Genomic DNA, 24,261 nt, shown 5'->3' on the forward strand with positions numbered 1-24,261 from the left:
CGATGAATGAGATGAATACGAAAAATTGGAAAGTTATATTGATCCTATCAACTTCTCCATTATTCATCGTATTAGCAATGGTTGTATCCGTCTTATATGGTGTTAAGGATATTAGCATAGTAACAATTTGGCAGGCGATTACACACTTCGATGCGAATAATGTGGACCATAACATTATTATGACATCTAGATTTCCGCGTGTAATCGCTGCTTTATTAATTGGAGCGGCCCTGGCTGTTTCGGGGGCGTTAATGCAAGGCGTAACACGTAATTATCTTGCATCACCATCGATTATGGGAGTAAATGACGGATCGGCATTTGTTATTACGTTGGCTATGGTGTTTTATCCTGGATTATCGAATGTTCAGATGATTCTTTTATCTATGGTGGGTTCAGCCATTGGAGCAGGTTTGGTTTTCGGATTTGGCTCTCTGGTGAAAAACGGCTTATCTCCAGTCAGACTAGCCATTATTGGTACAGTAATTGGCACTTTTTTAAGTAGTATTGCCTCAGCGGTAGCGATGTTTTTTCAAGTTTCACAAAATGTTAGCATTTGGTATAGCTCGAAAATACATACCGTAAATCCAGATATGCTAATGTTATCAATTCCTTTTATTATCGTTGGATTGCTCTTAGCGGTTAGTATTTCTAAATCTGTAACGGTTGCCTCCCTAGGGGATGAAACGGCGGTTAGCTTAGGTCAACGGACAAAATGGGTAAAAATCATCAGTATTCTATCTGTTGTATGTCTAACAGGAACAGCGGTGGCTGTAGTAGGTAAGATTGCCTTTGTAGGTCTAATCATTCCTCATATTACACGTTTTATCGTAGGTATCGACTACCGCTTCATCATTCCTTGCTCGGCAGTGATTGGGGCTGTTTTTTTAGCATTTTGTGATGTCATAAGCCGGTATATTAATTTTCCGTTTGAGACGCCAATTGGCGTTGTAACAGCCTTTATTGGAATCCCGTTCTTCCTTTATTTAATTCGGGTTAAAGGGGGAGAGCAACGTGGATAGAGGAAGGATACAGTTTAGTCGCTATCTATTGACGCTGTTGGCTTTTATCTTGCTAACACTTGTGGCGGGGTATTTTCATCTTACGAATGGTGCTTTTGATATGTCTGTCATGGATGTGATAAAAACACTGCTGCGAATAGATCCCAATCCTAAATTTGACCTCGTTATTTTTCAATTTCGACTACCACGGATCATTATTGCGTCATTAGTAGGCATAGGTCTGGGGATAGCTGGAACGGTCATTCAAGGCATTACCCGAAACGGGCTGGCTGATCCAGGTATCCTCGGAATTAATGCAGGTGCGGGAGCTGCCATCGTTGCGTTTATGTTTTTCTTTCAAATGTCGGGGGTAACTTTTTTTAAAGAAAGCTGGTTCTCGATACTAGCCATGCCGCTCTTTGGTTTTGTGGGGGGGCTTGCTGCAGTTGCTGTGATCTTTATTTTCTCATGGAGAAATGGTGCACTTGATATGCAACGTTTGATATTGACGGGGATTGCGATTAGCAGTGGTTTTGGTGCGTTGTCGTTGTATCTTTCTCTAAAAATGAATGCAAGTGATTATGAAATGGCCGCGGTTTGGAGTGTTGGAAGTATTTACAGCGCGAACTGGACTTATATCATTATGATCGCACCTTGGGTGCTTATTTTAGGATTTGTGATGTATCGAAAAAGCTATTTGCTCAATTATTTTCAATTGGAAGACTCCAGTACAAAAAGCTTGGGAATTTCCGTAGAAAAAGAAAAGCTGATCTTTCTGTTATGCAGTGTGGGGATCGTAAGTGTCTGTGTATCTGTATCCGGTTCTATAGGTTTTATAGGATTGATGGCTCCTCATATCGCCAGAAGATTAGTAGGGAATAATCACCGTTATATTATGTTATCCAGTGCAGTGGTTGGAATGTTTTTGCTGGTGATTTCGGATTATTTTGCCAAAACGTTATTTCAGCCAGCAGAGTTACCTGTGGGGATAGTCGTTTCGATTATTGGTATTCCTTATTTCTTATATTTATTAGCAAAGTCAAGAGTGTAGGGGAGAGTGAGCAGAACAAATGTCAACACAAGTGGAGCTCGAACGCACAGAATCATGGAAACTAGAATCTCAGTATATGGGATACACATATGATATAAAGGTCTCACTTCCGAGGGAAGAAGCTCCCGATAATGGATTTCCCGTCTATTACATGCTCGATGGTAATTCATATTTTCAATTGGGCCGGGATGTCGTGAAATTGCAATCCAGAAATGCTCCAAAAACTTTGATAGCACCGGCAATCGTGATTGGCATTGGACATTATGGTTCAGATGAAGAAGTCTCTAAAAGAAGATTTTATGATTTCACGCCGTCTGCAAAGCAGTATATATATCCAGATCGATTAAAAAATGCTGATATAGGGCCACATGGGGGTGCTGAAAAGTTCCTATCTTTTTTAGAGTTAGAATTAATGCCACGTGTCTATGAAAAATATAATGTCGATCAACAGAAGCAAGCCTTGTTTGGTCACTCACTAAGCGGGTTATTTGTTCTCTGGACGCTATTTACTCGAGCGGAGCTATTTCAATATTATTTGGCTTCCAGCCCTTCGATTTGGTGGAATAATCATGAAATTCTGGCGTATGCGGACCAGTTCTATAACAAGGCTCAATCGATAAGAACCGTGAACCGAAAGCTACTGATCACAGTAGGCAGTGAAGAGGCGTTTATGGTCGATGACGCTAAGATATTATTTTCAAAAATGAGTGAGTTTGCTTTGCCTAATTTACAGGTTGAGCATTACGTAGCGCCAGATGAAAACCACGCGTCAGTAGTGCCGACCATCATGAGCAGAGCGTTCCGTATGTTGAACCGTTAAGGAGGGGGATATGACGAAAATGATGTTAGGAGAACTTACTACTTTCGAACATATAGGGCGACAAATTACCATGTATCTCCCTAAAGCATATCATTTGTTTCCTGAACGAAACTTCCCGGCGGTTTTCTTACAGGATGGAGATTTCTTGTTCAAAGAGTCGATTGCTGATATAGAAAGGGATGTGGAGGAGGGGATTACAGAACCGGTTATTTTTATCGGAATTGATCCTCAGCTTCGTAATGATGAATATACACCTTGGGAAATGCCCGCTCTTTTTAAGGATTGGTCCTTTGGGGGGAAGGGTGATGATTATCTGAATTACGTCTATCAGGATCTTGTACCCTATATAAAAAGTTTATTTCGCATCTCCAATGAGTCGAAGAAATTAGCTTTAGGCGGTGTCTCACTAGGTGGATTAATAAGTCTGTACGCGATGTATAAAAATGAGGATGTTTTTAATAATTTTATACTCATATCTGCATCTGTGTGGTTTAAAGATTTTATACATTACATGGAGAAAGCAAGGCTAGATAGGGAGTTCTGCGTCTATATGTATGTTGGTGAACAGGAAGGTATCCTCAAGACGAATGTGCAGAAGGACATGGTGCCTAATAGCAAACGTGCTTATGATATTATAAAAGGGAAGATAGATGGAGCGGATCAACGGGTGAAGTTTGAGACAGATCCGTTGGGGACACATCATGATACGTTTTTCCTGCAATATTTTCCGAATAGCATCAGGTACTTGTTTCCCGCAAAATGAATAAAGGGAAGAGCATAGGGAGTAACCTTGCGTTCACCTATTTATCTTTTTAATTTACAAAATATATTTTTAATGGCAATATAATCAAGAGAGCGTGTGTGAACGATCCTGTTTCACTATTTCATGAGTACTTAGCGATCTTACTGATATGTTTCGAAAAATGGAGGATGAGCCATGCAGAAGTATAGGTATTGGGTCGCTGGTATTCTGATAATATTGGCAGGTGTGTTTATTATTTATTTTAGTAAAGAAAATGAGATAAAAACAGTAACTGTGAATGAAAATGCTGCTCAGACAACGGAGATTACAGAAGCTTCTACAAATGAACCTAGCATTATTCCTGATGATGACAAGGTAGCTATAACAGATTTATCTGCCAAGTACAAAGAACTGGGTTTAATTGATGCGCATAATCATGATGCCAGTGCTCTGAAATATTTGGGCATGTTGAGGACGTGGAAAGATAAAGGGGTGCAGCAGGTTGTTATGTTTGGAGATGTATCGGAGCCTAGCGCCATCCTTACAGATAAATTTGCATGGAAGGCTTATCAGAAATATCCCAATATAATTATTCCGTATTTTTCGGGGTTTGATTTGCATGATCCGGAAAGTCTAACAGTCGTGAGGAATAATTTAGAAATGGGTTTTTTTGGTCTGGGTGAAGTGGTAGGCGCTTCTACGATGTCTCCGGTGGTATCCAAGGTGGCATGGAAAGCTAATGATCCTATGGATGGTTATCTTCCGCAAATCTATGATATTATCGCTGAATATAAAGCACCGATCTTATTGCATATTGATCCGCCAAACGGTGTTGCTGTCGCCAAACTTGAGCAAGCGTTGGAGGAACATCCGAAGACTATCATTATTTTTGGACATATCAATGCCTATAATACTCCTGAAGAGATTGACCGGTTGTTGTCCAAGCATCCCAATCTTTACGCTGATTTTTTTGCTGGGTTTTCCGTTTACAACGTTGAGGGTGGAAATAATCCCGAGCAATTTATTCCAGTTATGAAGAAGTTTCCGGATCGATTCATGCTCAGCACAGATTCCGGTTATGGGATTGGCAGTGAGAAAACTGCAATTGATGCGATGTACCAAATGCTTGATTTGCTCGATGATCCTGGGCTTGCCCGAAAAATAGCTCATGACAATTTGGATGCGGTCATCAAGGCTCAACCGGCTACGGATACTCAGCTTGAGTTAATCCGGAAGCTAAAACAAGAAACGGGAACGATCTATCATGTAGAGAATTTGTCAAAGGCTGAAGCTGGACAAATTTTAGCAGAAACCAATTAGATGTGAGTATACACAGGGATAAAATAGCAATAGGACGAAGTAGCAATAAGCACTCTGCATCGTCCTATTTTTTACCTATATATTAGATAACCAACTTATTTAAGCTGCTGATGCTCCGTTCATGTCTTCTTTAGTTGCTCTTTTGTAAATTCTCAAGATGTACATCAAGATTATCAAAGGTTTGTGAAATACCCGGTAGCATACCCATATCGATCACTTGTTGTAGCGCTTCTGGAGAGGCGTATTTCCCGGTGTTAACCAACTTCGTTTGACCATCCAGTTCGATAAAATCTAGTTGGACTAGTGTTTCAGGCAGATCTTTTGAAATATTACCTTCTGCATCTGAGAACCAGTCTGTGTAAATAATTTGCTCCGGGATCGTAATTTCCCGATAAAGCGCCTTGCCCCAAGACTCCATGCCGTAGAAATCACCTTGATTCTTATCCTCACATTTCATGCAATAATGCCAAGTGCCTCCTGGACGAAAATCGACATGGCATACAGGAAGCGTCCAACCTTTTGGCCCCCACCAATGCTTCAAATGCTCAGCCTCAGAAAAAGCCTTAAAAACTAGCTCACGCGGAGCTTTGAAAATACGCTCTAATATTAAAGTGCTGCCTTCAACTTTGGATACTAGTTGGTTAGTTGGGTTAGAATTTGTCATTGGATAGATCCTCCTCGTTTATATTTCATTATCTAATTCCTTGCTTTGTAGCTTCTGCAAGTAATCATCCAGTCGATCATAGCGTTCCTCCCACATATGGCGGTAGGATTCTAACCAAGTGTCTAATTCCTTAAAAGGGTCTGGGCGGAGCTTGCAAATGCGCCGATTAGCAACAGCTTGAACTTCAATAAGTCCCGCTTCGCTGAGAACTCGCAAATGCTTGGATGCTTGAGGCTGCCGTAGCTGAAGACTATCCGCGATTTCTCCAACGGTTAAGGGATTGTCGCGTAATAGATCAACGATCTGCATACGATTAGGCTCAGCTAAAGCACTCATTACGTTAGTATTCATAAACAAGTATCACTTCGATTCATTGAATTCATCCGCCAATTTAATATACCATATGGAGAATATTCTCGTAAAGGAATATTTAAAAAATCTATATTTCTATAAGGGATTACGAAGTTTATGTTGTTAGAAATTTGAAATAATACAGTGAATGAGAACTTCAATAGAAGGGCATAGTACAAGCATTACGAAGAAATAAGTTCCATGACAACCATCAAACTTTACAATAAACATAGGAATAGATATAATTAAGTATAACTTATCAGGTTTTGAATTACGTAAGGGGCCTAACGCCAGTAGGCTCCTTTTGTTTTTCTTAGCCTTGTAACAGGAGGGTGAAGGTCATACACAATGAAAAAATCATGGTTTGTGTTCATTATGGTCCGCATGGGGAACGTTTAATCCGGCGTGGTGTCCAATTGTCTGAAATAATAGGGGCGCCATTGTTTGTATTAAATGTCGATAGTTCGGACATTGATGAATATAATCAGAGCAAAGAAATGTATATGACGGTCTGGAAACGTCTTGCCGATGAAGCTGGCGCAGAATTTATCATTCGGAAACGTGAAGGCCGGAAAACAACAGATATTATTGTAGAAGTTGCTGAAATGAATGAGGTTACACAGATCGTCATCGGACAATCTGCTCAAACTCGATGGCAGGAGCTTACCAAACGCAATTTCGTCAATGAACTCATTGGTAAAATGAAAATGATGGATCTGCACGTCGTGGCCGTTCAGCGGATGCGCGCCGGTCTGGAAGAAACCCATGAGGAAGGCGTTATCGCCTACCTGGTCAAAAATGGGGATGAGTATCAGCTCAGTGATGAACCCAAGGGAGAGTATTCGCTTAAAGGGAAGTTCTTTCACGAACTACACACCGAATTTGAGAACGGTTTATTCAGAATTGAGCAAGAAGATGGAAAGGCTAGATATTTGCATATTTGTGATGGCACATTAACCGATACTTTATAATCGGGAGTGCTCTTATCACATGAGGGCCTTTACTTTAGGCCCTTCCAATCATATGATCTTTGGCTTTTGGTAAAAAAGTAAGTACTAAAGTTCACAACTTGATAAGCTCAAGTGGAAAAGGAGGACTGCCTTTGCTGCATGTAATCATACTTGTTCCGTTTCTAATGGCCTTAGTAATCGCACTTTTGACCAAGAGGGCATCCAACCTTCATAGAGGATGGTTTGTTTTCCCCGGTTCGCTCGCATTGTTTATTTATTTTTTAACCCGGATTCCCGTTATTAAGGGTGGGGAATTGGGTTATGAAACGATTTCTTGGATTCCTTCACTAGGAATTGATTTGGTTTTCCATCTGGATGGATTAAGTTTACTGTTTGCTTTGTTAATCACTGGAATGGGTAGCCTTGTAATTATCTATTCAATTTTTTATCTGGACCGACGAAAAGAAGCGTTGACACCTTTTTATATTTATCTAATGTTGTTTATGGGTGCGATGCTTGGCGTTGTACTTTCGGATAACTTGATGGTGTTATACGGTTTTTGGGAATTAACAAGTGTTTCGTCATTTCTGTTAATTGCTTTTTGGCATCGGAGGCAAAAATCGCGGTATGGTGCTCTGAAATCAATGCTGATTACCGTATTCGGTGGTTTAGCGATGTTTGCCGGTTTTTTGATGCTGTATGTAATGACAGGCACCTTTAGTATTCGGGAAATTTGGAGTGAGGTTGGCGATATCAGTGGGCATGCGTTGTTTATTCCAGCGATGCTACTAATTCTGTTAGGCGCATTCACTAAATCAGCTCAGTTCCCGTTCCATATCTGGCTGCCGGATGCCATGGAGGCACCGACACCCGTTAGCGCGTATCTTCACTCGGCAACGATGGTTAAAGCCGGATTGTATCTTGTCGCCCGTTTCAGCCCTATTTTTGCGGGGCAATATGAGTGGTTCTGGATTGTGTCAGGCGTCGGTTTGATCACCTTGATTTATGGTTCTATCCAGGCGATGAAGCAGACGGACCTGAAGGCTCTATTAGCCTATTCAACAATTAGTCAACTTGGACTGATTATGGGATTGCTGGGAATGGGATCGGCAGCGGCATTTTATATAGGAGAAGAAGCTGTCTTTTATACTGCTGCAACAACAGCGGCTATCTTTCATCTTATTAACCATGCCATCTTTAAAGGCTCGTTGTTTATGATGGTCGGTATAGTTGACCATGAGACAGGTACCCGGGACCTGCGAAAGCTAGGCGGACTGATTTCCATTATGCCGGTTACCTTTACGATAGCGATGATCGGCAGTTTCTCCATGGCTGGTTTGCCGCCATTTTCGGGTTTTTTAAGTAAAGAGATGTTTTTTACAGCTGTCCTGAATATCCGTAACTTGGATATATTCTCTATTCCCTCGTTGTTTACGCTCTTCCCGGTTTTGGCCTGGATTGCCAGCGTCTTTACTTTTGCATACAGTATGATTTTGGTATTTCACACCTTTTTCGGAAAATATCAGCCTGAGAAGCTGGACAAAAAACCGCATGAAGCCCCATTTGGACTTCTGCTTGCCCCGTGCCTGCTTGCAGTGCTGTCTATATTTATCGGTTTTTTCCCGAATATATTATCTAAAACTCTTATTATCCCTGCAATGAATGCTATTCACCCCATCTTGCAGACCGGAGAGCCCTTTGTAGTGAATATCCATTTCTGGCACGGCTTTACACCAGAAGTATGGATGACACTTGGCGTTGTGATTCTTGGTATTACTGTATACCGAATCTATGGCCGCTTAAGTCTGGTCGATAAAGAATGGGGCAGTGGCTACACTTTAAATCATGTCTATGACGGAGTAATCCGGCTGGTTGAGAAATTCTCTAGATGGGTGACTGGTTCTTACATGACTGGTTCCATGAGACATTATTTAATGTATATTTTTTCCTTCTTGATCGTAACGATTTGTGGAGTCGTATGGTATTCAGATGGAATCACACTAGGTACGACTGAGTATACTCCGTTTTCTTTGTTTGAAGTTATTGCTGTAATGGTTCTGCTTCTAGGTGCTTTGGCTATTCCATTTGTACGCTCCAGAATAACAGCCATTTTGTTAACAGGAATGGTTGGTTATATGGTTACTTTGCTCTTTGTTCTGTTCCGAGCTCCTGATCTGGCGCTTACGCAGATGATAGTTGAAGTGGTATCTGTTACCTTGTTCCTGCTATGTTTCCGGCATTTGCCTAGGTTGGAAAAAGAGAAGCTCAAACCTCGTGCGCACTTGCTTAAACTAATTATTTCCATCGGGATGGGCGTAACAATGACCTTGGTTGCACTTGCTGCTTTAGGTAGTAGTCCATTTGAATCCATTTCGAAATATTATGTGGAGAATAGCTATACTCTGGGTGGCGGTAAAAATATTGTTAATGTTCTGCTCGTTGATTTCCGCGGCTTTGATACCATGTTTGAAATAACGGTACTAGGCCTCGCCTCACTTGCTATTTATTCCATGATCAAGCTGCAGTTGGATGCAGATTCAGCTGCTGAACAACTGAAGAGAGCTGTTAAATATAATAAGCCACGTTATTCTCGAAGTGATGATGTGTTGCTGCAATCAGTAGCTAAAGTAGCATTCGTTATCATTCTAATATTTTCGCTATATCTGTTTTTTGCCGGTCATAATAATCCGGGAGGCGGATTTATTGGAGCTTTGATGGCTTCTGCTGGTTTGGTACTACTCGCAATTACTTTTGGAATGGATATGGTTGAGAAGGTGCTGCCTATTAATTACCGTAAGTTAATCGCGATCGGGATTTCCATTGCTTTTCTTACCGGTGTAGGCTCATTTATATTCGACGTACCCTTTCTGAGCCAAACCTTTGGATATTTCCAATTGCCGCTTATGGGCAAAACAGAACTAACCACTGCAATGTTCTTTGATCTCGGTGTTTTTCTAGCTGTAATTGGTGTCACAATGAATATCATATTTACGATCGGGAGGGATAGCTAATGGAGCTTATTGTTGCCTTGGCGATCGGCGTATTGTTTTCTGTAGGTGTTTATCTAGTCCTTTCCAAAAGCTTGCTGCGCATCCTACTGGGTACTAACTTAATTACCCATGGTGTTCATTTATTGCTGCTGACGATGTCGGGTCTCAAGACAGGTGCTCCACCATTGCTAGGTGAAAAAGCGGAGGCATATGTAGATCCGTTACCGCAGGCGCTTATTTTGACCTCCATTGTAATTAGTTTTGGAGTAACAGCATTCTTCATTGTTTTGGCATATCGGACTTACCGTTCGACGGGTACGGATGATGTGGAAGGCACCAAGGAGGAGAGACAATGAACAACTTGCTAGTGCTGCCTCTGCTGATTCCGGCCTTTACGGCAGTTATACTGATTTTTCTAAAAGAACGAGTGGATCTGCAACGTATTATCAGTGCGGTTAGTGTATTTATAAATATCTTGGTTGCTGGAATCATTGTGTACCAGGTAAGTACAAAAGGCATCCAGACCCTATATATGGGTGGATGGCTTCCGCCTTATGGCATTGTGTTTGTTGCTGATATGTTTGCAGCACTACTTGTGCTAATTGGTGCCATTGTTGGTGCGGCTTGTCTGTTTTTTTCCTTCGCGAGCATTGGGGAAGAAAGAGAACGGTTTTATTACTATCCGTTTTTCCATTTTCTATTAACTGGGGTGTTCGGCTCGTTTCTCACCGGAGATCTGTTTAACTTATTCGTTTGCTTTGAGGTGCTGTTAGTTGCCTCGTACGCACTAATTGTACTTGGTGGCTCCAAAGGTCAACTGAGAGAGACGTTAAAATATGTGTTAGTAAACGTAATTTCCTCTTCCTTGTTCGTAGCGACGCTTGCTTATTTATATGCCGCGACAGGAACACTGAATATGGCGCATCTATCTATGCGTGTAGCTGAGGCGGGACAAGGCGGAGTAATGAATGTCATTGCGGTCCTGCTGCTGATCGTATTTTCGATAAAGGCAGGGTTGCTGCTCTTTTTCTGGCTTCCGGACTCTTATAGCGCGCCACCTGTGGCTGTTAGGGCACTGTTTGGGGCATTGTTAACGAAAGTGGGATTGTATGCAATTACACGTACCTTTACATTGATTTTTGTTCAAGATCCGGGTCTCACCCATACACTGATTGCCTGGATGGCGGGAGCGACGATGATACTTGGTGCAATCGGTGCATTGGCTTACAATGATCTGAGCCGAATATTTAATTATAATATCATCATCAGTGTTGGATTTATCGCTTTTGGGATTTCTGTTGCGACTCAGGATTCGTTAAATGGTGTAGTGTTTTATTTAATGCATGACATGGTTGCTAAAGCATTATTATTCTTCCTGGGTGGGTTGATTATCTCAGCATCGGGCACCGACCGTTTAAAAGAAATGGGTGGTTTAATCCGACGTTATCCGTGGACCGGCTGGATGTTTTTTGTACTGACTTTGGCGTTGGTTGGTGTTCCACCACTTAGTGGTTTCGCTGGAAAAGTGATGATGGTACGTAGTGGATTTGGACAGAATCACGTAGTTCTGGCGCTTATTGCACTTGCATCCAGCTTTATCGTGTTATATTCCTTGATCAAGGTATTCCAGCAGGTATTTTGGGGTGGAGAGAAAAGGGAAGAACAAGTCAAACCGCTTCATTATAAAGCTATGATGGCACCGGCAGCTGTTCTGTTCGCGATTGTAATTCTGATGGGTGTAGGTGCTGAGACGGTAAACGGATATGTCAGTCAAGCCGGAGCTGTACTGGCTGATCCAGCATTATACATTAACGCTGTCATGAAGGAGTAGATACTATGGCTTTTCAACTATTATTGAATTTCATGATAGCATTCCTGTGGATGTTTCTGCACAATGACTGGACTGGACCGCGTTTCGTCATTGGTTTCCTGCTCGGTATACTCATTCTACTCGGAATGCGGCGCTTCTGGCCCAGGTTATATCTTGGTAAAGTGTGGGCGATTATTAAGCTAATCCTGTTGCTGCTGCGGGAGCTGGTCGTTTCTAGTTATGTAGTGGTAAAAGCCGTTCTAAGACCGGAGCTTAATATACGTCCAGCTATCCTCAAATATACTACAGAGCTGAAATCGGATTGGGAAGTGGCAACGTTAATCACGATGCTCTGCCTGACTCCCGGATCGGTAGTGCTTGAAGTTTCGGATGATAATCGGACTTTGTATATTCATGCTATGGATGTTGATGACCCTGCACAGTTCAGAGCCAATATCCGTGATACCTTTGAGCGTGCGATACAGGAGGTGACCCGCTAATGATCCATTTTATTCTTATGATATCCATTACGATCATGGCTCTAGCTATCGGCGTATGTGCTTGGCGTTTGGTGAAAGGACCTTCTTTACCTGACCGGGTGGCTGCACTGGATACGATCGGAATTAATCTGCTAGCCATGGTAGCCGTTTTATCTGTTTTTCTCGAAACGCAGGCCTTTATAGAAATTATTTTGTTGATTGGAATTCTTTCCTTTATCGGAACGACAGCCTTTGCTAGATATATCGAAAGGGGAGTGGTGCTAGAACATGGAAATGATCAAGACTGCAGGTGAGCTGCTGTTTGCCTTGTTAATTCTAATGGGGGCATTGCTTAGCGCCGTAAGTGCTATTGGTTTGATTCGGCTCCCTGATGTTTATCTAAGATCACATGCTGCCGCCAAAAGTGCGACTCTCGGTGTTTTATGTGTCTTGGTCGGGGCGTTTCTATATTTTGCATTATTTCAGGATCATATTAGTGCAAAGCTATTACTAGGGATTGTCTTCGTATTTATAACTGCACCTTTATCCGCCCACCTAACAGGCAGAGCGGCGTATCGTTCCGGTGTTCCTCATTGGGATCGAAGAATTCAGGATGATTTAAAAGAGGTGCTGGAGAAAGAGGAAGTTATACCAGCAACCCCTGAACAGGATATACCTCAAGAACAAAGGTAGAAGACCTAGGAATGAATCTTGATTTTCAATAACAACAGCAATAACTGTAACAAACCCGCGTTTGCACGCGGGTTTGTTTTTTTATTCATGGAGTATTATTCTTTTGTTAACATCTCAACGTACTGATATTTTACCCTCTCCAGCAAGCCTGCGCAGCACCCTCGGAAGACACTCAATATCTGCTTCAGGAATGTCTAATTGAATACCATAATGGAAACCGTCTTGCTGTTCTCTATTCCATTTCAAGATTCCCTCTAAGTAAATAGATTCATCTGTAAGATCCATTTCCATACCAATCCGAACCAGATTATTTTCTGGATTAATGTTGAGGGGTAACGATAGGTGGCAGCCTGTTCGACTGATGTTAAATAGTACAGCTCTTACAGGCTTAGAAGGAACCTGAATTCCGTTAATACTAAGAATATGAAGATCAAGGGTTACAGGTTCTTTAAGGGTATATCGAAAAGGTTCATTTCTGCGATTAGTGTTCATATGCTCCTCCATACTTTTCCATCTCATTTAAATTATCGACAGAAAAGCAGGATTTGTGAAGAGCTATTAAACATAATTACGTTTAGAAGTTACAGAATTGCCTACCTGATTATTTGATTTTATCGTAATAATGTAAGTATTTCTTTTACAGAATTATCTACAAATGATCTTTCAGGACGAGATTTCATGATTACAGTAAGTCCAATTAAGGATATGACTAGGGTCTGCGCTAAACTCTTTGCATTAATAGTGGGATCAAGCTCACCTGAGCGCAAACCTCGATCAATCGTTTCTTGAAATATTACCGAGAGATACATCTGGTGTTCTCTTGTTAGGACCTCGAATTTCTCATCATGGGGTGAAAGTTCAACCATCGAATTAATGCAAAAGCATCCCCAGTTCGGATTTTGCCCATATTCTTTTTCTACCATATTTTCAAAGAAGGCACGGAAAGCTTCTTTAACAGAAGAACTGTTTTGAAGTTTGTTCCGAATATAGGCTGCATGAGAACTTGTATATTTCCGCAACGCAGCTTCAAATAGTCCTTTTTTGTCTCCGAAGGTTGAGTAGATGCTTGGCCGCTGGATACCCATTCTTGATGTCAGGTCGCTCAAAGAGGTAGCTTCAAACCCTTTTTCCCAAAATACTTGCATAGCTGCATCCAATGCTTTTTCCTCATCAAATTCGCGTGGTCGAGCCATAGTAACTTCCTCTTTTCATATCGAACGGTATGATATGATTTTATGGTGTGAAAACCATTATGTCAATATGAAATGGAAGTATAAACAGTTAAGTTTTAATAAATTCTCTTGCCCTATAAAGTATCTATTGACAGTTATCTTTTTTTAGAGTTATATTTGGCAAACATAATTACGTACCGTTTAGTATGTAATTTAAAAATTTGATAAACGTTAATCAGGAGGCGTTATTTTTGGGGGAATCTGTTGAGGAATCGAAAGCTATTATAGCGGATCAAACAGTCAAAAAAGCTGAAAAAGTACAAGGAGGGTTTAGAGCGTCGGAACAAGTGCCTGTATCAATAATATCTCGTAATGTGGCACTTTTATTTTCCATCGCCTGCGGAATAGTTGTTGCTAACATATATTATGCGCAACCTTTACTGGACGCTATTTCGAACGAGTTTGGTATTTCTCATTCATTCGTTGGACTTGTTATTACAATCACTCAAATTTTTTATGCACTTGGACTGTTATTACTAGTGCCTCTGGGTGATCTATTAAATCGGCGTTGGCTGATCGCTGGACAGATGCTCCTATCCGTATTGGCTTTAATTGTCGTTGGTACTGCCACCAGCAGTATTGTGTTATTCATAGGTATAGCAGCGGTTGGGTTTCTTGCCGTAGTGACACAGACGCTCGTTGCATTCGCGGCAACTTTGGCTGCTCCAGCTGAACGTGGGCGTGTCGTTGGTGTTGTGACAAGTGGAATCGTAATTGGTATTCTACTGGCGCGAACTTTCGCTGGCATATTAATGGATTTAGCAGGTTGGCGTTCTGTCTACCTTGTTTCCGCTGTATTAACACTAATCATGGCATGTGTATTGTTTCGGGTGCTGCCACATTATGAGCACAAAAGAGAATCATTATCTTACCTACAGTTGATTCGTTCAATGTTCACGTTGTTTGCTCAGGAACGAACTTTTAGAATCCGTGCTGCACTAGGCATGATGATTTTTACCGCTTTCAGTATATTATGGACGTCTCTAGTATTACCTCTCAGCGCCCCACCGTTTTCCCTTTCACATACAGCGATTGGAGCGTTTGGTCTCGCAGGTGTTGCAGGCGCTTTAGCAGCAGCGCGAGCAGGTCGTCTCGCCGATCGAGGTTTAGGGCAGAAGACCACCGGTGTAGCCTTGATTCTTTTGCTCATATCATGGTTGCCCATAAGTTATGTTCAACATTCACTTCTTGCATTAATCGTTGGTATTATCCTTCTTGATCTTGCAGTACAAGCCGTACATGTCACCAATCAGAGCATGATTCTTACTCTGCGGCCTGAGGCACGCAGTAGGCTTACTGCCGGCTATATGATTTTCTATTCCATTGGCAGCGCCACTGGGTCGATTGCATCAACCAGTATCTATGTTTACTTTGGCTGGAACGGAGTGAGTTTATTAGGTGCAATTGTGAGTGCTTTGGCTCTTCTATTTTGGTCATTAACAAAGGAGTAACCCGTAGGGATGAATAGTAACGCTGATCTCGCGAGGGTAGTTGGGAAGACTTGATTTATTAATAGGTACAATTTCTAAGCTTAACGCTCCAGCCAAGGCTATACTGGTTCATATCGCCTGGCTGTGGAGCATTCGAAAAGGGCAATTCAACATGAAGAATAAACACAAGCTCAATTAGATCTATTGATGAATGAATTCGTGAATAATCTGACGGAAGTATTCGTGATTATCATAGCTGTTGTACATACGCCAGGCCATTGTTTCTGAATTTCCGAAAAATAACCGTTCAAACTGGGTTTGACGACCGCCGAATGCACCCGCTCCTAGTTCCCATGCGAGCCGGAATAAGGCATTTCGATACCATGCATCCGAGACATTACCCTTCAAATACTGATGGAGATACGAACCGGCATTTGAAGTGAAGTCGGATTCTGAGGTGATCATGATGAGACCGCTTGAACTGAGATTTTGAACCATCTCAATCATCTTTGGATAAAGCTCTGAAAAGTGAATGGTTGAAGCCAGTAGGGGGCCTTTATCAGGTACGAGATATCCAAAACGATCATGGGATGCCCCTAATTCAGAAGCAAGTCTTAATGCTTTGAATGTTTCTAGAAATGTTATTATTCTGGAAATCGGCAGGAGAGTGTAGGGCTCGAGGACAGCATTTTGTTCTTCTGCCAAAGATTCTAGCAGACCGAGAAAGAACTCAGTTTTAGCAATATAGCGGGTGATGATTTGGTGGGCCATATGCGTATGAAAGTGACTCTCGCTAAACAATCGGGCGCAGTAAACCTCATCGCCGTAATAAAATATTCGATCATGAGGGATAAGCACGCGGTCAAATATAACAAGCGTATCCATTTCTTCATATCTTGAACTTACCGGATGGTCGTAGGTAGATGTGGCTGCGTAACTTTCACGGCAAACAAAAGTCATCCCAGGTAAATCATTAGGCACTGCAAAGGCAAACGCAAAGGGATTATCATCATCCACAAGAGATGGTGAAGGGGTGGGGAATACAAGCATTTCATCGCATGTAGCCCCTTGTGTTGCCATCATAAAAGCACCGGTTACAACCATCCCTTCATCATTGATTTCTACAACTTTAGCTGCAATAGAATCCTCAGTAGCATCAATTTGACCGGATATTTTACTCGCTTGAGGCTGGATGAAGGCATGGGATAATGTAATGTCATGATCTCGGCAGTAGGCATAGTATTTCCTGAGGTTCTCAGCGTATTTCGGATTAAGATCCTCAAGGATATCGGCAGCAGTGAACAGAGACATGATCGCCGTGTTCATATAATCTGGGGAACGTCCTAAAAAACCGTGATGTCTGCTCGACCAGAGTTCAATCATTTTTCTTCGACGTTCTAAATCTTCAACACTTTTGGGCGGGAGAAAAGATAGACCAACAAGCTCTCCAGTATCAGGCGAAGGGTAGGTCATCTGTGCTAAATAACGTTCGTCACACTGCATGTTGTACATTTCGGCTTGTGTTTGTATGAGGCCTTGAAATGCAGGATGTTTGGATAAGGGCCCTTCTATACGCGTTCCTTTGTACCAGATATTGATATTTTGCCGATCGATTCGTTCGATGTATTGATTACCATTTTTAATAGGCACACGTTCCACCTCTTTGGAGAGCTGTATTAATATTTTTAATGTACGTAATCATAATTCTTCTTGTACATTGTCCATACACCGAGTCAGTGAAGGGGCCAACCTTAATTTAAACTATAAAAAGAGGATATTCACAATTATTTCCCCTAATATTATGTTCTGCACTATGGATCAAGCGAATCACAGCTGTTCGAACGGGAAGTGTCCCTCTCGTGACTTTTTAAGGTTGACATAAACGAGACTTACTTGTATATTTTTGACATTGGATTACAAGTGTAGTCATACGGTAGAAAGAAAGGCGGATAGGATGATGTCTACGGAAATTCCAAAAATCTCGGATGCCGAGTGGGAAGTAATGAAGGTGCTGTGGACTGGAGCCCCGCGCACAGCAGGAGAGATTGTTGAAGCTTTGGAGGGCAGCCGGGACTGGAACCCAAAAACGGTGCGGACGTTGATAAAGCGTCTGACGGAGAAAGGGGCTATCGGTTACAACCAGACAGGAAGGGTGTATTCGTATTATCCTCTGGTGCGGGAAGAGGAATGTGTCCAATCGGAAACACAATCTTTTCTGAAGCGGATTTACGGTGGAACGCTGCGTCCGATGCTAGTCAACTTTTTACAGGATGAGAAGCTGTCCCGAGAAGATATTGAAGAATTGAAGAGAATTTTGGATGAGCGAAAGGACTGAGTCGCTTGCTGGAAGCTGCATACAATCTGTTCGTTAAGATATTGTCACTATCCGCTATGGCGAGCGTCCTGGTGTTGCTGATCCTGGTAACCCGTTTCTTGTTCAAGAATCGATTGAAACCGACCTGGACGTATCTTCTGTGGATACCGCTGATCGTGAGGTTAGCCGTCCCTTGGACACCGGAAAGTGCATTCAGCATTTTTAATTTGTTGCCGCTGGAGACAGAATCAGCTCAGACTTTCTATATTCCTTCTGTGCAGACGAATGTAGGTGATTTACCTGTGTCCGGGATGAATACTCAAGAGGTGGACTCAACCACGGTCGCTGAAAAAACAGGAACAGGAACTTCAAAGCAAGCTGAGAAATCGGAGAGTATGACACCTGTGACTACGGAAATCTACGCTCCTTCTGAGACATCAAATGCAGGCTGGACGTCGATACATTTACTGGTTCTGATATGGCTTAGCGGAGCCGTGGTAATGATAAGTCTGTCGGTTCGTGAACAGCTGCGATTCACGGCACGGGTTCGAGGGGAACCGGAGATCCGTTCCGCAGATATCCTGCGGTTATTCGAAATGTGCAAACGAGAGATGAAGGTAAGGCGCTCAGTGAAGCTGGTTGAGACAAAGCAGATTGCTGTGCCCACACTACTTGGTGTTATGCGCCCCAAGCTGCTGCTGCCGACAGCTATGTTGAACACGCTGGAGGCAAATGAGCTGCGTCATATATTTCTGCATGAGCTGGCGCATGTGAAACGTCGTGATATTTCGCTGAATCTGCTGACAGGACTGCTGCTGGCCCTACATTGGTTCAATCCGTTGCTTTGGTATGCCGTTAGCCAAATGAAACGAGATCAAGAGGTCGCCTGTGATGCGCTGGCTTTAAAGCATCTTGCATCGGAGCACCACAAAGACTACGCACGGACTCTTCTTAAACTATTGGAAACATTGACCGATCCCATCCGAGTGGCTGGTGCAGCCGGCATTTCAAGCAGCAAAAAGGAAATGAAAAGAAGGATAACCATGATCACCAGGCATAAAAAGATCACAGCACAAAACACGGTGTTAGGGTTAGCAGTAATTATGGTTTTAAGTGGCTGTACCTTGACTGGGGCAAAGCTGAGTTCTACATCAGCCCCGGAGAAGAGTGTTGTTATCCCGTCAGCTTCTCAGGCTAAAGATACAACTGTAATCGATCCCAAAGGAACGCTATTAGCGGAGAAGAACGGAATTACTGTAACTGCAAAGCCCACGGCTGAGCATGCACTTTTGCATGAAGTCACGGTAGATGTACGCGGTGAATTTAACCGAACGTTTTTGTGGAATGCTGGTGAAGATGAAACACGGCCTCCTTCCATTGAAGAAGCCGATCTTAACGGGGATGGTATTAAAGAAATCTTTATTCGTATTACTACCGGCACTGGAACTGGGCTCTCAATGAGTGAGATTCATGTGCTCCAGCCTGTCACTCTGGAAGAGCTTGTGGTAGAGGACCCGGTCGAGACGCTAAATCGGAGGCTGAAATCTTCCATTACACACCGGAATAACCATACCTACGTATCCGCTGAACTAGACGGAAAGCATTTGACTAAAGTGTATGATTACACTGAGGGGGCTTGGGGTGAGAAGATTGGATTTGGTGCCGTAGTTTCGTATGAGCTGGAAGGGGACCGTATTGTAGCTCGTTTGGCAGGTGCAGCATCGATCTCTGAGTTTCCGCTTGAAGTTATTGTCGTTTACGGCAAGGAACTGACCATTGAAAGTGTACAGATGTACTATGGCTCGTTTATTTCTCCTCCGCTCAGTGAACAGGATATTAAGTCCTTGTTGGAAAAAAAGCTTCCAGCTAGCGGCTGGACCTTTGGTAAAAAAGGCGATCAATACACGATTAATTTTATGGATCCACCGAATGGCGTAGGGGAAGGCCTTAGCTATAAAATTAATCCGCTTACCGGTACGGTTCATGATACAACTTCTGGCAGTCCAGTGAGAAGCCTTGTGAATCGAGAAGCGATAGATCTGTGGGACATATCTAACGGTACGGAATACAAAAAGGAGCTGTATAAGTTACTTCATCCAATCTTTGATACAGAAGGCTTCGAGCCAATAGATGACGATTGGATTTCCGGCTTTATTGGAGATGGTTATTTGTTCAGTAATGTTAGGCAAGGCGGCAGGGAGTTCACGATAAAAGTGGATGTCTTCACCGGTCAATGGGAAGAAATTGATGACCCGTATAAATAGTTATGTCGATGTGGAAGAACCTTGTAACAATAAAGAAAGCCCGTGCACAGCGCGGGCTTTCTTTATTGTTACTGACTTAAAGCGAATGCTTTCCACTCACACCAAATCCAGTCTCTGCTACTGTCGTATTTATTTTCAGCAATCCGCTTTTCCTCCTATTTACAATTCAGCTACTCGGTGATACTATATAGTGGTACTAAGCAATACAGAGTAGCATTGGAGGATTTAAATGGATAACCTAACAGAAATGCTGAAAGGAGTTTTGGAAGGCTGCGTACTTGAAATCATCAGCCGGAAAGAAACCTATGGATACGAAATCGTAAAAACGCTAAATGCGCTCGGTTTCGAAGATGTTGTTGAAGGAACGGTATACACCATCTTGATACGGCTAGAAAAAAATAAACTCGTTGATACCGAGAAAAAACCGTCCGAAATAGGACCGCCAAGGAAATTTTATAGTCTGAATGAAGCTGGATTGCGTGAACTGTCCATGTTCTGGGAGAAATGGGGATATGTAACGACAAGACTTACACAACTTAAGGAGGATAGCCGTGTATAAGACCATATTAACTAAGTATAAAGATTTGCGTGATCAAAAAAGAGCGTATAAAGAGTGCGTGAAACGTTCAAAAGCGCTTCCTAACGACTACCGTGAAGTTTACAATATCGCATCGCAATACATGCTGAACTTTTCAACTTCCGATTCCAGCGTTATCAATCTGTTCCCCGAAATACTTGACATGTTTGAGTTGGGAGCTGCCGAAGGCAGAGATGTTCTAGAGATCGTAGGAAATGATGTTATGGCGTTTTGCGATGGTTTGCTCGAAGGCGTTGCTGCTCAGACTTGGACAGGGAAAATGCGAGCTAAAATGAATGAGTCCATTCATAAAAAACTAGGCAGATAGGAGGGAAATAGGATGACATCGAATAATTTGGCAATTGAAGTAATAGGCCTGAAGAAATCCTATAAGAAGGTGGAAGTGCTCCGAGGGGTGGACTTCACTGTGCAGAAAGGTTCAACCTTTGCACTTCTCGGGTCCAACGGTGCGGGTAAAACCACTATGATCAAAATTCTTTCCACTCTGCTCCAGCCAGACAACGGAATTGCGAAGATTAATGGAGACGACGTAACCAAGCAACCAGAGCAAGTACGTAAGGAAATTAGCCTGACAGGACAAAGCGTCACCGCAGATTATATCCTGACTGGCCGCGAGAACTTGCGAATGATGGCTAAACTCCGCCATTTGCCCGACCCTGATAAACAAGCCGAGGAGTTGTTGCGTCGCTTTGACTTGCTTGATGCTGCGGATCGCCGAATCTCCACTTATTCCGGAGGGATGTGTCGGCGCTTGGATTTGGCCATGAGCTTATTGGGTAACCCTTCGGTCATTTTTCTCGATGAACCAACCACCGGACTTGACCCGCAAGCCCGTCTTGCTATGTGGGATATGATCAAGGATCTAGCGAGATCGGGTGTTACTGTTTTTTTAACGACGCAGTATTTAGAGGAAGCCGACCATCTAGCCGATCAAATCGCGATCCTACACGAAGGTCATATCGTGGCAAGCGGCAGTCCGGCGGAACTTAAAAATAGATTGCCTAAGGGTCATATCGAGCTTCGATTTGACAATGAAACAACACTAAATCAAGCACAAGATCTGTTAAAGGAATTTAACGCGACCTCAGATTCGAACAATCTCACGCTCTCCGTCATTACAGACGGAAGTACGAGACAGATGATGCGACTGCTAACGAAAGCGGCGGAAGCTGACATAGAAATTGCTGAGTTTGCCCAGAAGCTGCCCTCGCTTGAGGATGTCTTTCTCGCGATCGTCACTAGCAAAAAGGAGGACTCCCGATGAAATTCATTCATTTTCTAAGCGATACTGCTGTCATGAGTGGGCGTGTCATTCGCCATTCCACACGTAGCATCGACACGATTATTACCGTCATCGCCATGCCGATCATGATCATGCTGCTCTTTGTTTACATCTTTGGCGGAGCGATGAACACTGGTGATGTAAGCTATATCAATTATATTGTGCCCGGAATATTGCTCTTTTGCATTGCCAGTGGCGTGGCTTATTCTTCACTTCGTATCAATAACGATCTCACGAAAGGCATTTTCGAGCGTTTCCACTCCATGCCGATTGCAAAAGCTTCTATTCTAGGCGGACATGTGGTTGCTTCATTAGTTTTTAACGTCATTTCATTGCTTGCCATTTTCCTTGTTGCCTTCGGAATGGGATTTCGGCCAAAAGCGGATGTGCTCGGTTGGGCATTAGCCATTGGTATTTTATTGCTTAGCGTACTTGCGTTTACTTGGATTGCCGTCACCTTCGGCTTGCTTGCTAAATCATTCGAAGGAGCAGGCGTATTTTCTTACATTTTGATGTTGCTTTTATTCGTTAGCTCTGCCTTTGCGCCGACCGACAGCATGCCTTCGGCTATCCGCTTATTCGCGGAATATCAGCCCATGACACCGCTTATCGAGAGCATTCGTTCTCTTTTACTTGGAGGAACGGCAGATAAAACTACGCTTGTGGCGGTATTATGGAGTTTAGCAATACTTGCGTTTTTCTGGGCTACGGCTATGCGAGTGTATAAACGGAGAATGAAATAGACGTAAAAAAGAGCCGGTGGCTTCTCGAAAGAGGGGGATACCGGCTCTTTGTGTGCACAGGCTATTTTTAAAGTGCTGGCTGAATGGTGGGGTGAATATTTCTGTGCTATTCTAGAAATGTGATTTATATAAAATTTTTGTACATAGAATTAGAAGTGCCGGATTTGGTAATTAATTTTAATAGGCGAATGGGGAATGAATGATATTTTTTTAAAATGGGGGAGTAAGTTATAGTGATACCAACCGAAGCACAAAACAAAAAACATTGGAAACGGGATATAATTATCTTTTTAAGTAGTCAGACATTTTCGTTATTCGGTTCTGCTTTAGTTCAATATGCTATTATGTGGTACGTTACGCTTACAACAAAATCAGGTATGATGATGACATTATTTATTATTTGTGGATTCATTCCTACCTTTTTATTATCACCGTTTGCAGGTGTATGGGCGGACCGTTTCAACCGGAAATATCTTATTATGATAGCAGATGCCATGATTGCCTTTGTTACACTGGTTTTAGCCATTACATTTTTGCTTGGTTATGATGAGATATGGTTGTTGTTCGCCATTGCTGCAGTTCGTGCGCTCGGAGCTGGGGTTCAATCGCCTGCGGTTGGGGCAATATTACCTCAAATTGTACCAGAGGATAAGCTGACGAAAGTAAATGGGATTAACGGAAGTCTTCAAGCACTAATGATGTTTGTTGCACCTATCGTTAGCGCGTCATTGCTTTCATTGGCAACCATTGAGGTCATTTTCTTTATCGATGTTATCACAGCAGCGATAGCGATCTTTACATTATTTTTCTTTTTGAAAATACCGTTGCATAAAAAAGCGACGGATAAACAAACGACAAGCTATTTGGACGATTTTAAACAGGGTTTAAGCTATATTAAAAACCATAGCTTTCTCAAAACCTTTTTCATTTTTTTCGCCTTTTTCTTTGTATTGATGGCACCGGCTGCATTTTTAACACCGCTACAAGTGACACGCAGCTTCGGAGATGATTATTGGCGATTAACAGCCATTGAAATTGCTTTTTCTATCGGTATGATGGCTGGCGGAGCAATTATTGCTTCATGGGGCGGATTTCGAAACAAATTATATACGATGACTTTTGCTAGCTTAATTATGGGTGTATGCACGTTAGCTTTAGGTATTGTACCTGTTTTTTGGATCTACTTGGTTATGATGGCTATTTTCGGCGTAGCTATGCCCGTCTTTAATACACCGACAACCGTAATGCTACAAGAGAAGGTAGATCCGGATTACATGGGACGCATATTCGGAGTCTTTGGTATGATATCGACTTCCATGATGCCCATCGGAATGCTGATATTTGGTCCTCTTGCGGATGTAATTGAGATTGAGTGGCTTCTTGTTGGAACAGGATTGTTTATTGTGATATTGTCCGTTTTCTTCATTCGTAACAAGCGTTTGGTAGAAGCAGGGATGCCGATAATAAAGGAAACATCACAATAGCAGGATTTTGCTTAGAATTGTGAACTTGGGACCCATGTGTAGAGAA

General features: G+C 42.5%; 25 protein-coding genes. 20 read left to right on the forward strand and 5 right to left on the reverse strand.

Annotated features, from left to right (window positions below):
* The first annotated feature begins 2 nt into the window (after nt 1-2).
* The 5 genes from R50345_RS12915 to R50345_RS12935 all read left to right on the forward strand — a co-directional run bounded on the left by R50345_RS12915 (nt 3) and on the right by R50345_RS12935 (nt 4,931).
* On the forward strand, nt 3-1,019 hold the full coding sequence (locus R50345_RS12915; protein ID WP_156114789.1) for a FecCD family ABC transporter permease: 1,017 nt from the start codon (nt 3-5) through the stop codon (nt 1,017-1,019).
* Entirely contained in the window at nt 1,012-2,049 is a 1,038-nt protein-coding gene (locus R50345_RS12920) for a FecCD family ABC transporter permease (protein WP_231574174.1), read from the forward strand. The genes R50345_RS12915 and R50345_RS12920 overlap by 8 nt, the downstream gene beginning before the upstream one ends.
* A 19-nt stretch (nt 2,050-2,068) precedes the next feature.
* Complete coding sequence (locus R50345_RS12925) at nt 2,069-2,869, forward strand: alpha/beta hydrolase (protein ID WP_042127111.1); 801 nt, start codon at nt 2,069-2,071, stop codon at nt 2,867-2,869.
* Nucleotides 2,870-2,879: 10 nt separating this feature from the next.
* Complete coding sequence (locus R50345_RS12930) at nt 2,880-3,632, forward strand: alpha/beta hydrolase (RefSeq protein ID WP_042127113.1); 753 nt, start codon at nt 2,880-2,882, stop codon at nt 3,630-3,632.
* Nucleotides 3,633-3,806: 174 nt separating this feature from the next.
* On the forward strand, nt 3,807-4,931 hold the full coding sequence (locus tag R50345_RS12935; protein WP_042127115.1) for an amidohydrolase family protein: 1,125 nt from the start codon (nt 3,807-3,809) through the stop codon (nt 4,929-4,931).
* 130 nt (nt 4,932-5,061) lie between these two features.
* Here R50345_RS12935 and R50345_RS12940 read toward each other — a convergent pair whose 3' ends face one another.
* Entirely contained in the window at nt 5,062-5,595 is a 534-nt protein-coding gene (locus R50345_RS12940) for an SRPBCC domain-containing protein (RefSeq protein WP_042127117.1), read from the reverse strand.
* Between the two features lie 18 nt (nt 5,596-5,613).
* The gene (locus tag R50345_RS12945) at nt 5,614-5,946 is read right to left on the reverse strand and encodes an ArsR/SmtB family transcription factor (protein ID WP_042127118.1); all 333 of its coding nucleotides are present in this window, start codon (nt 5,944-5,946) and stop codon (nt 5,614-5,616) included.
* Between the two features lie 332 nt (nt 5,947-6,278).
* Between R50345_RS12945 and R50345_RS12950 the strand changes: the two genes are divergently transcribed.
* From R50345_RS12950 to mnhG, 7 genes are all read left to right on the forward strand, one after another.
* On the forward strand, nt 6,279-6,917 hold the full coding sequence (locus R50345_RS12950; protein WP_231574176.1) for an adenine nucleotide alpha hydrolase family protein: 639 nt from the start codon (nt 6,279-6,281) through the stop codon (nt 6,915-6,917).
* A gap of 125 nt (nt 6,918-7,042) precedes the next feature.
* Nucleotides 7,043-9,907 carry a Na+/H+ antiporter subunit A gene (locus R50345_RS12955; RefSeq protein WP_042132136.1) on the forward strand — a complete coding sequence of 955 codons (2,865 nt, stop codon included), beginning with the start codon at nt 7,043-7,045 and terminating at the stop codon, nt 9,905-9,907.
* Nucleotides 9,907-10,242: a Na(+)/H(+) antiporter subunit C gene (locus R50345_RS12960; protein WP_042127122.1), complete on the forward strand. Its 336-nt coding sequence runs from the start codon at nt 9,907-9,909 to the stop codon at nt 10,240-10,242. The genes R50345_RS12955 and R50345_RS12960 overlap by 1 nt, the downstream gene beginning before the upstream one ends.
* Nucleotides 10,239-11,717 carry a Na+/H+ antiporter subunit D gene (locus tag R50345_RS12965; RefSeq protein ID WP_042127124.1) on the forward strand — a complete coding sequence of 493 codons (1,479 nt, stop codon included), beginning with the start codon at nt 10,239-10,241 and terminating at the stop codon, nt 11,715-11,717. Before R50345_RS12960 ends, R50345_RS12965 begins: the two co-directional genes overlap by 4 nt.
* Before the next feature lie 5 nt (nt 11,718-11,722).
* The gene (locus R50345_RS12970; protein ID WP_042127126.1) at nt 11,723-12,196 is read left to right on the forward strand and encodes a Na+/H+ antiporter subunit E; all 474 of its coding nucleotides are present in this window, start codon (nt 11,723-11,725) and stop codon (nt 12,194-12,196) included.
* Nucleotides 12,196-12,489: a Na(+)/H(+) antiporter subunit F1 gene (locus tag R50345_RS12975; protein ID WP_042127128.1), complete on the forward strand. Its 294-nt coding sequence runs from the start codon at nt 12,196-12,198 to the stop codon at nt 12,487-12,489. Before R50345_RS12970 ends, R50345_RS12975 begins: the two co-directional genes overlap by 1 nt.
* Complete coding sequence (gene mnhG / locus R50345_RS12980; RefSeq protein WP_042127130.1) at nt 12,464-12,868, forward strand: monovalent cation/H(+) antiporter subunit G; 405 nt, start codon at nt 12,464-12,466, stop codon at nt 12,866-12,868. Before R50345_RS12975 ends, mnhG begins: the two co-directional genes overlap by 26 nt.
* Before the next feature lie 114 nt (nt 12,869-12,982).
* On the opposite strand, the gene R50345_RS12985 is transcribed toward mnhG, so the two are convergent.
* Together R50345_RS12985 and R50345_RS12990 are read right to left on the reverse strand one after the other, a co-directional pair.
* The gene (locus tag R50345_RS12985) at nt 12,983-13,360 is read right to left on the reverse strand and encodes a PilZ domain-containing protein (protein ID WP_042127133.1); all 378 of its coding nucleotides are present in this window, start codon (nt 13,358-13,360) and stop codon (nt 12,983-12,985) included.
* A gap of 119 nt (nt 13,361-13,479) precedes the next feature.
* Complete coding sequence (locus R50345_RS12990; RefSeq protein ID WP_042127134.1) at nt 13,480-14,061, reverse strand: TetR/AcrR family transcriptional regulator; 582 nt, start codon at nt 14,059-14,061, stop codon at nt 13,480-13,482.
* A 230-nt stretch (nt 14,062-14,291) separates the two neighbouring features.
* On the opposite strand from R50345_RS12990, the gene R50345_RS12995 reads away from it, so the two are divergent.
* Nucleotides 14,292-15,551, forward strand: coding sequence for an MFS transporter (locus R50345_RS12995; protein ID WP_081954074.1), 1,260 nt, complete (start codon nt 14,292-14,294; stop codon nt 15,549-15,551).
* Nucleotides 15,552-15,731: 180 nt separating this feature from the next.
* Here the strand turns inward: R50345_RS12995 and R50345_RS13000 are convergent, their stop codons facing one another.
* Entirely contained in the window at nt 15,732-17,180 is a 1,449-nt protein-coding gene (locus R50345_RS13000; RefSeq protein ID WP_042127136.1) for a 4-hydroxyphenylacetate 3-hydroxylase family protein, read from the reverse strand.
* Between the two features lie 307 nt (nt 17,181-17,487).
* Between R50345_RS13000 and R50345_RS13005 the strand changes: the two genes are divergently transcribed.
* The 7 genes from R50345_RS13005 (at nt 17,488) to R50345_RS13035 (ending at nt 24,215) form a co-directional block, all read left to right on the forward strand.
* The gene (locus tag R50345_RS13005; RefSeq protein WP_156114790.1) at nt 17,488-17,865 is read left to right on the forward strand and encodes a BlaI/MecI/CopY family transcriptional regulator; all 378 of its coding nucleotides are present in this window, start codon (nt 17,488-17,490) and stop codon (nt 17,863-17,865) included.
* A gap of 5 nt (nt 17,866-17,870) precedes the next feature.
* The gene (locus tag R50345_RS13010) at nt 17,871-20,108 is read left to right on the forward strand and encodes a M56 family metallopeptidase (RefSeq protein WP_042127140.1); all 2,238 of its coding nucleotides are present in this window, start codon (nt 17,871-17,873) and stop codon (nt 20,106-20,108) included.
* 229 nt (nt 20,109-20,337) lie between these two features.
* Nucleotides 20,338-20,667: a PadR family transcriptional regulator gene (locus tag R50345_RS13015; RefSeq protein WP_042127142.1), complete on the forward strand. Its 330-nt coding sequence runs from the start codon at nt 20,338-20,340 to the stop codon at nt 20,665-20,667.
* Complete coding sequence (locus R50345_RS13020) at nt 20,660-21,013, forward strand: DUF1048 domain-containing protein (protein WP_170880381.1); 354 nt, start codon at nt 20,660-20,662, stop codon at nt 21,011-21,013. The genes R50345_RS13015 and R50345_RS13020 overlap by 8 nt, the downstream gene beginning before the upstream one ends.
* A gap of 12 nt (nt 21,014-21,025) precedes the next feature.
* On the forward strand, nt 21,026-21,970 hold the full coding sequence (locus R50345_RS13025; protein ID WP_042127144.1) for a daunorubicin resistance protein DrrA family ABC transporter ATP-binding protein: 945 nt from the start codon (nt 21,026-21,028) through the stop codon (nt 21,968-21,970).
* Nucleotides 21,967-22,731, forward strand: a complete 765-nt coding sequence (locus R50345_RS13030) for an ABC transporter permease (RefSeq protein ID WP_042127146.1) — start codon at nt 21,967-21,969, stop codon at nt 22,729-22,731. The genes R50345_RS13025 and R50345_RS13030 overlap by 4 nt, the downstream gene beginning before the upstream one ends.
* A 236-nt stretch (nt 22,732-22,967) precedes the next feature.
* Entirely contained in the window at nt 22,968-24,215 is a 1,248-nt protein-coding gene (locus R50345_RS13035) for an MFS transporter (protein WP_042132139.1), read from the forward strand.
* Nucleotides 24,216-24,261: the final 46 nt, after the last annotated feature.

Origin of the sequence: Paenibacillus sp. FSL R5-0345 (assembly GCF_000758585.1) — a bacterium.
Lineage (GTDB): Bacteria > Bacillota > Bacilli > Paenibacillales > Paenibacillaceae > Paenibacillus_AQ.